The organism is Actinophytocola sp., assembly GCF_036402745.1.
Classification (GTDB): domain Bacteria; phylum Actinomycetota; class Actinomycetes; order Mycobacteriales; family Pseudonocardiaceae; genus Actinophytocola.
Genome location: NZ_DASWSJ010000272.1, coordinates 1 through 8,137, shown reverse-complemented (window position 1 = coordinate 8,137; position 8,137 = coordinate 1). Strand labels below are relative to the sequence as shown.

7 protein-coding genes are annotated in these 8,137 nt (G+C 71.3%); 2 read left to right on the top strand and 5 right to left on the bottom strand.

Features of this window, described 5'->3' with window-relative positions:
- Positions 1-725: 725 nt before the first annotated feature.
- Positions 726-1,904, top strand: a complete 1,179-nt coding sequence (locus VGD70_RS25880) for a globin domain-containing protein (RefSeq protein ID WP_331085734.1) — start codon at positions 726-728, stop codon at positions 1,902-1,904.
- A gap of 25 nt (positions 1,905-1,929) precedes the next feature.
- On the opposite strand, the gene VGD70_RS25875 is transcribed toward VGD70_RS25880, so the two are convergent.
- The 5 genes from VGD70_RS25875 to VGD70_RS25855 form a co-directional block, all read right to left on the bottom strand.
- Entirely contained in the window at positions 1,930-2,364 is a 435-nt protein-coding gene (locus VGD70_RS25875) for a heat shock protein transcriptional repressor HspR (protein ID WP_331085732.1), read from the bottom strand.
- Positions 2,364-3,551, bottom strand: coding sequence for a molecular chaperone DnaJ (dnaJ, locus tag VGD70_RS25870; protein WP_331085729.1), 1,188 nt, complete (start codon positions 3,549-3,551; stop codon positions 2,364-2,366). Before dnaJ ends, VGD70_RS25875 begins: the two co-directional genes overlap by 1 nt.
- A 21-nt stretch (positions 3,552-3,572) precedes the next feature.
- The gene (grpE, locus tag VGD70_RS25865) at positions 3,573-4,310 is read right to left on the bottom strand and encodes a nucleotide exchange factor GrpE (protein WP_331085727.1); all 738 of its coding nucleotides are present in this window, start codon (positions 4,308-4,310) and stop codon (positions 3,573-3,575) included.
- A complete protein-coding gene (gene dnaK / locus VGD70_RS25860) occupies positions 4,307-6,169 on the bottom strand; it encodes a molecular chaperone DnaK (RefSeq protein ID WP_331085725.1) in 1,863 nt (620 codons plus the stop codon). Before dnaK ends, grpE begins: the two co-directional genes overlap by 4 nt.
- Before the next feature lie 156 nt (positions 6,170-6,325).
- Positions 6,326-7,156 (bottom strand): DUF4097 family beta strand repeat-containing protein, encoded by an 831-nt coding sequence (locus VGD70_RS25855; protein ID WP_331085723.1) that lies wholly within the window; start codon positions 7,154-7,156, stop codon positions 6,326-6,328.
- A gap of 182 nt (positions 7,157-7,338) precedes the next feature.
- Between VGD70_RS25855 and VGD70_RS25850 the strand changes: the two genes are divergently transcribed.
- Positions 7,339-8,137: MFS transporter (locus VGD70_RS25850; protein WP_331085721.1), on the top strand; the 799-nt coding region annotated here is incomplete at its 3' end.

Here is an 8,137-nt window from a genome sequence, read left to right as displayed (position 1 = left end):
TGGCGGCCCGCCGGGCCGGGCTGGTGGATCGCCTGTGGCCCGGCGGGTGGGCCGGACGGCTGGAAGAGGTCGCCGGCGGGGCGGGGGGCCGAGCGGCGGGTGGTGCGCTGTTGGGTCACGGGGGTTACGGACTGTGTCGGTGACCCGTGGCCTGTTTGTCCATTTCGCTGGCGGCCGGCGAAGTCGGCGCGGGGGCCGTTCGGCTGGCGTACCGGCTGGTGAGCGGGCTGCGGGACCGGCTGCTGGGGTGGCGGTTGGGCCGGTCGCTGAGGGGGGTGGGGCGGGTTGGCGGCCGAAGTTGACCCGATTGGGTGAAATTTTCGCGTTGGGCGGTCGGCCGGGGAGCCCGCGGCGGCCGTCGAGGACACCGGGGCGGGCTGGCCCGCCGCCGCTGCCGGCTGGTGGCGTGGCGGTTCGGCAGGCTTGTGATCGGCGAATTCGAGGTCCAGCAACGCTGGATCGGCAACACCGGTGGGAGTAACCCGGCTTGGACGCACGGCGGACACGTTGTCATGCCTCGCCCGACGATGCGAACTCCCCTCCCGGCATGTCGCCCGAACGTCCCAACGCGACCACTGTCCGTAGTTGCGACTCACACGAAAGTGCCACGAGGGCGGACAACCGTGGAGATTCCGTCTAGTGTCCTCATGTCGGGGACGGATGACCGCGAGTGAACAGGCGTCGTCGACCCCGGACGCCGTAGAGCTGGAGTCTGTGCCCCGACCATGACCGCAAACGCCGTTGTGAGCCCCATCCCGCGCCAGGACAGTGCCGGCCCGTCCACGGATCCGGTCACCGCCATGGTGCAGCTCGTCCGTGACAGCTTCACGGTCGTCGCGCCACAGGCCGAGAAGGTCGCGGAGTTCTTCTACGCGACGCTGTTCAGCATCGCCCCGGCGACCCGGGAGATGTTCCCGGTCAACATGCAGGTGCAGCGCTCGCGGCTGCTCCGGGCGCTGGTGCACGTGGTGCAGATGGTGGACCGGCCGGACGACCTGATCCCGTTCCTGCGCCAGCTCGGCCGCGACCACCGCAAGTTCGGCGTCATCGCGAGTCACTACGAGGCCGTCGGCATGGCGCTGCTCGCCGCGGTCAAGCAGTACGCGAAGGACGCCTGGACCGACGAGGTCGAGCGGGCGTGGGCCGAGGCCTACACGATCATGGCGCGGGCCATGCTGGAGGCGTCGAGCGCCGACGAGGGCCCGGCGTGGTGGCCGGGCACGGTCGTGGAGCGGCTGCGGCTGGGCCGCGACCTCGCGATCGTGCGGGTGCAGCCGGACTTCGCGGTGCCGTACCACCCGGGGCAGTACGTGAGCGTCGAGACGCCGCAGCGCCCGCGGATGTGGCGCTACCTCACGCCGGCGACCGCGCCCCGCGAGGACGGCCTGCTGGAGTTCCACGTGCGCGCCGTCCAGGGCGGCTGGGTGAGCCGGTCGATCGTGGCCACCGCGCAGCCAGGTGACTCGTGGCGGATCGGCCCGCCGATGGGCCGGATCCGGGTGGACCGCAACGCCGGCCGCGAAGTCCTCATGGTCGCCGGCGGCACGGGCCTGGCGCCGATGCGCGCGATCATCGACCACCTGGCGCAGTGGGGCGAGAACCCGCGGGTGCAGCTGTTCTACGGCGGGCGCGTGCGGCCGGACCTCTACGAGCTGGAGAACCTGCAGCTGATCGCGTCCAGCAACCCGTGGCTGAAGGTCACGCCGGTGCTGGAGACGGAGTCCAAGATCGCCGGCGTGGAGCGGGGGACCCTGGCCGATGCCGTGACCCGGCACGGGGCGTGGACCAACCACGACGTGCTCGTCTCCGGTTCGCCGCAGATGGTTCGCTCGACCGTGTCCCGGATGCTTGTCGCCGGGACCTCGCTGGACCGGATCACGTACGACCCGTTCACCGTCGACTGATCCCGTCCTTCGTCACTGCCGCGACCTACCTGTTGCGCGGGGCTGGTTTCCAGACCACCAGGGCGGTTTGCTGGCGCACGGGGACCAGCTCGTTGCGGTACGAGCGGTGGATGGCGGCCGCGGCCTGCTCGGCGGCCGCGTGGACCGCGGCCAGCTCCTGGACCAGCTCGGCCACCCGGTCGCGTAACGCGTCGACCTCGTGTTCCAGTTCGATGATGCGCTTGATGCCCGCCAGGTTGACACCCTGCTCCTGGGACAGGCGCTGCACCTCACGCAGCAGGGCGATGTCCCGCATCGAGTACCGGCGGCCGCCGCCCGAGGTGCGGCCCGGGGAGACCAGGCCCATCCGGTCGTAGCCGCGCAGCGTCTGGGCGTGCAGGCCCGACAGCTCGGCCGCCACCGAGATCACGAAAACCGGGGTGTCCTCGTCGGCGCCGGGGGGAAACGGGATTCCGATCATCACTGGCTCCGTTTCTCCAGCAACGTGGTGAGGTCCGGCCTCGGGTCGTGCCCGCTCGTGGCCGCGAGGTACTCCTCCAGCGCGGCCTTCGCCTTGTCGTCCATGTTCGACGGGACGGCCACCTGCAGGGTCACCAGCAGGTCACCGACCTGGCCGTCGCGCCTGGCGATGCCCTTTCCGCGAACCCGCAGGACCCGGCCGCTGGCCGTGCCCGGGGCCACGCGCAGCGAGACCTTGCCGTCGAGGGTGGGCACATCCAGCGTGGTGCCCAGGGCCAGCTCGGGGAACGTGACCGGCACCTTGATGGTGAGGTCGTTGCCCGACCGGCCGAACACCGCGTGCGGCGTGACGTGGACGCGCACGTAGAGGTCGCCTGCGTGCCCGCCGCCCGCGCCCGGCTCGCCCTGCTCGGCCAGCCGGATGCGCTGGTCGTCGTTGACGCCGGCGGGGATCCGGACGGTGAGCGTCCTGGTCCGGGTGCTGACGCCGTCACCACCGCACTCGGGGCACGGGTCGTCGACGATGCGCCCGGTGCCGCGGCAGTCGCGGCACGGCTCGCTGAACGCGAACGCGCCCTGGCTGCGGCTGACGAGCCCCGCGCCGCCACACGTGGCACACGTGTGCGGGCTGGTGCCCGGCTTGGCGCCGGAACCGTGGCACGTGCCGCAGGTGGACGGCGCCGACAGGCGCAACGGCACCGTGGCGCCCTTGACCGCCTCGACGAAGTCGATGCGGACCTCGGTCTCGACGTCGGCCCCGCGGCGTGGCCGGTTGGCCGTGCTCGCCGTGCCGCCACGCCGGCCGAACAGGTTGCCCAGCAGGTCGCTGATGCCCCCGCCACCGGCGGTGCCGGCCTGCTGGCCGCCGCCGAAGATGTCGCCGAAGTCGAACGTGGAGCCGCCGCCGGTGCCGAAGCCGCCGCCGAACCCGCCCGGCCGGAACCCGCCCGAGCCGAACAGCCTGCGTGCCTCGTCGTACTGCTTGCGCTTCTCCGCGTCCCCCAGCACGCCGTAGGCCTCGGACACCGCCTTGAAGCGGGCCTCGGCCTGGGCGTTGCCCGGGTTGGCGTCCGGATGCAGCTCGCGCGCCAGCTTCCGGTAGGCCTTCTTGATCTCCGCGTCGCCGGCGTCGGAAGGGACGCCCAACTCGTGGTAGAAGTCCTTGTCTATCCAGTCCCTCGCACTCATCGGACGTCCCCTCCTCCCGGGTCAGATCTGGTCGTTGGCTCTGTCACCTTGTGCGTCCTCGACCGGGGCGAACCAGTCGCTCGCACCCGGCTCGTCCGGCTGCGCGGGCGGCGGCTCGACCGGGCCGCCCGGCTCGTGGTCGGTGACCCCGACCAGCGCGGCCCGCACGATCCGGTCGCCGAACCGGTAGCCCCGGCGCAGCACCGCGGTGACCGTGGGGCCCGGCACGTCCGGGGACGTGTCGTGCTGGACGGCCTCGTGCACCGACGGGTCGAACGGCTCGCCGTCGTGCCCGAAGGACTCCAGGCCGACGCGCTCGAGGGTGGCGACGAGCTTGTCGGCCACCGCCTTGAACGCGCCCGTCAGGTCGCCGTGCTGGTGCGCGCGCTCGATGTCGTCGAGCACCGAGAGCAGCTCCTGGGCCACCGACGCCTTGGCCGTGGTGACCACGACCTCGCGGTCGCGGTCGATCCGCTTGCGGTAGTTGGCGTACTCCGCCTGCAGCCGCTGCAGGTCGGCGGTGCGCTCGTCGAGCTGCGCCTTCAGCTCGGCCTCCTGCGCCCTCAACTCGGCCTCCTGGCCCGGTTCGGCCGGGCCGGCCGCCCCCGCTGGGGCGGCCGGCTCGTGCTCCGTCTGGGTCCTCGGCTCGAAGTCGGGCGCCGGTCGGACCTGTCCCGTTTCGGGGTCGATCCGGCGGCGGTCGCGCACCACGACTCGCGGCTCCTCTCCGGAGTTGGCGTCGGGTCGGTCCGAGGTCACTTCTTGTCCTCGTCCACGATCTCGGCGTCCACCACGTCCTCCGCGCCCGGCGCGGCCTGCTCACCGCCCGTGGCACCCGCGCCGGCACCGGCGTCACCGCCACCCGACGCCTGCGCCCCGGACTGGGCGTACATGGCCGAGCCCATGGCCTGCGACTCGGTGGCGAGCTTCTCCATCGCGTCCTTGATGGCCGCGGTGTCGGTGCCCTTGAGCGCCTCCTGCGCGTCCTTGACCGCGAGGTTGACCTTGTCCTTGACCTCGGCCGGGATCTTGTCGTCGTTGTCCTTGACGAACTTCTCCGTCTGGTAGACGAGCGTCTCGGCCTGGTTGCGGACCTCGGCCTCCTCGCGGCGCTTCTTGTCCTCCTCGGCGTGCGCCTCGGCGTCCTTGACCATCCGGTCGATGTCGTCCTTCGGCAGCGCCGAGCCGCCGGTGATCGTCATCGACTGCTCCTTGCCGGTGCCGAGGTCCTTCGCGTTGACGTGGACGATGCCGTTCGCGTCGATGTCGAAGGTGACCTCGATCTGCGGGACGCCCCGGGGTGCCGGCGGGATGCCGGTGAGGTCGAAGGTGCCCAGCTTCTTGTTGTGCACCGCGATCTCGCGCTCACCCTGGAAGACCTGGATGCCGACCGTGGTCTGGCCGTCGTCCGCGGTGGAGAAGATCTCCGACCGCTTGGTCGGGATGGTGGTGTTGCGCTCGATGAGCTTGGTGAACACCCCGCCCTTGGTCTCGATGCCCAGCGACAGCGGGGTGACGTCCAGCAGCAGCACGTCCTTGACGTCGCCGCGCAGCACGCCGGCCTGCAGCGTCGCACCGATGGCGACGACCTCGTCCGGGTTCACGCCCTTGTTGGGCTCCTGGCCGCCGGTGAGCTCCTTGACCAGGTCGGACACCGCGGGCATCCGGGTGGAGCCGCCGACCAGCACCACGTGGTCGATGTCGCCGACCTTGATGCCGGCGTCCTTGATCACGTTGTTGAACGGCGCGCGGGTGCGGTCCAGCAGGTCGCTGGTGATCCGCTGGAACTCGGCCCTGGACAGCGTCTCGTCCAGGAACATCGGGTTCTTCTCCGCGTCCACGGTGATGTACGGCAGGTTGATGTTGGCGCTGTTCGAGCTGGACAGCTCGATCTTGGCCTTCTCCGCCGCCTCACGGATGCGCTGCAGCGCCATCTTGTCCTTGTTGAGGTCGATGCCCGCGGACTGCTTGAACTTGTCCACCAGCCAGTCGACGATGCGCTGGTCCCAGTCGTCGCCACCGAGGTGGTTGTCGCCGCTCGTCGCACGGACCTCGACGACACCCTCGCCGATCTCGAGCAGCGACACGTCGAACGTGCCACCACCGAGGTCGAAGACCAGGATCGTCTGCTCCTTCTCGCCCTTGTCCAGGCCGTAGGCCAGCGCCGCCGCGGTGGGCTCGTTCACGATCCGCAGCACGTTCAGGCCGGCGATCTGCCCGGCCTCCTTGGTGGCCTGCCGCTGGGCGTCCTCGAAGTAGGCGGGGACCGTGATGACCGCGTCGCTGATGGGCTCGCCGAGGTAGGCCTCCGCGTCCCGCTTCAGCTTCATGAGGACGCGGGCGCTGATCTCCTGCGCGGAGTAGCTCTTGCCGTCGACCTCCGTCTTCCAGTCCGTGCCCATGTGCCGCTTGACCGACCGCACCGTCCGGTCGACGTTGGTGACCGCCTGGTTCTTCGCCGGCTGGCCGACGAGCACCTCGCCGTTCTTGGCGAAGGCCACGATCGACGGGGTCGTCCGCGAACCCTCGGAGTTGGCGATGACCGTCGGCTCACCGCCCTCGAGGACCGCGACGACGGAGTTGGTCGTCCCCAGGTCGATACCGACCGCTCGCGCCATTGGTTTTCCTCCTGCTGCTCTTCCTGTGTGGGTTGAGTGCTTCCCGCTCAAGTCTGCCGGCGAATGCGATCACTCGTCAAACCAAACTTGAGCCCCGGTCGCTCAACCTTCCTGCACCCCTCAACGCGGCTGGCGCGCCGATGGTTCCCGACCGGATCAGGTCTGTGTGACGGTGATGTTCCCACTCTCCGTGTGCAGGTCGAGGCTGTGGTCACCGTTCGCGTCGTCGTCGACCTGGCTGTCGACCTCGCCGTCGCCGGTGCTGAGCCGCACCTTGTACGCGGCGCTCGGCACGCTCACCTCGACGCTGCCGGACTCGGCCCTGACCCGCACGTCCCGCGCGGCGGTGAGCTCCACCACCACGCTGCCGGAGGACGAGTCGACCTGGGCCGCGCCGCCGATCCCGCGCGCCTCGACGTCGCCGGAGGACGCCCGCAGGGTGACCCCGCCGCGGACGTCGGTGGCGGAGACGTTGCCCGACTCGGCCTTGGCGACGACCGTGCCGCCGATGCCGGACAGCTCGACGGTGCCGGAGTCGGCCTCGACGTTGACCGCGCCGGCCACGTCCTTGACCCGCACGTCGCCGGAGCTGGCCCGCACGTTGGCCTCGGCGACGCCGGTGAGGTCGACGGTGCCGGAGTCGGCCGCACCGCTGACCGTGGTGCCGGCCGGGACCGTGACGTCGTAGTCGATCCAGCAGCCCCGGGTGGGGCAGCCGTCGAGCTCGAGCACGCCCCTGTGCACCCGGAAGGTGTCCTCGCCGGGCTTCTCGTCGGTGTAGTGCACCTCGCGCCGGACGGTGACCGAGTCGCCGGTGCGGATGGTGACGTTGCCCGAGTCGTTGGCGAACCGGACGCTGCCGAACTCCTGCCCGACCCCGTTGGAGTCGCTGTACGCCTTGCCGCCCATGTCCCAGCCGCACGCGCCGAGCACACCCAGCCCGGCCACGCCGATCGCGGTCACCGCGACCACCCTTGCGATCCCCATTTGCGCTGCCCCTCCACTCATCAAGCTTGCGTCCGTTCGACGCTATGGCCGAGCGCGACCGAGCGACATCAGGGACGCCCCCGAATCGACCCTGGGGCCAACCCCAGCAACGAGCCGTGCGGTGGCCCAATATGTGAGAGATCGTTCCCAGGATTCAGGAGCCGGCGGTTACGGTGCCGGATATGACTCGACGGTGGTCGATCCTCGCCGTGGGGATCGCCGCGCAGGCGACGACATCGAGCTTCCTGTACGGGCTGCCGTTCCTCATTCCCGAGCTGCAGCACGACGTCGGCGTCTCGCTGACCGAGGCGGGGCTGCTGGTGTCCGCGCCGATGCTGGGCATGCTGCTCGCGCTGATCGCGTGGGGCGCGGCCGCAGACCGGTACGGCGAGCGGATCGTGATGACCGTCGGGCTCACGGCCACCGGCGGACTGCTCCTGGCGAGCCTCGCGCTGCCCGGGCTTGTCGCGTTCGGCGCCGGGCTGATACTCGCCGGGGCGTGCGCGGCGTCGGTCAACGCGGCGAGCGGGCGGGTGGTGCTGGGCTGGTTCGCCACGGCCGAGCGCGGGCTCGCGATGGGTATCCGGCAGACCGCGCAGCCGATCGGCGTCGGCATCGCGGCGGCGACCCTGCCGGCGATCGGGCACCGCTGGGGGTTCGAGCCGGCCGTCGCGCTGCCGGCAGTCCTGTGTCTGGTGGCGGCCGTGCTCGTGCCGGTGGTGGTGATCGACCCGCCCCGGCCCGCGGCCTCGGCGCCGGGGGCGGCGGCGTCGCCGTACCGGGACGAGCCGGCGACCACGCTGCTGCGGCTGCACTCGGCGAGCGCGCTGCTGGTGGTCCCGCAGTTCGTGGCGGCCACGTTCGCGGTCACGTTCCTCGCCTCCGAGCGCGGGTGGAGCCCGGTGGCCGCGGGCCTGCTGGTCGCGATGGTGCAGGTGGTCGGCGCGGCCGGGCGGATCGCGGCGGGCGTGTGGTCGGACC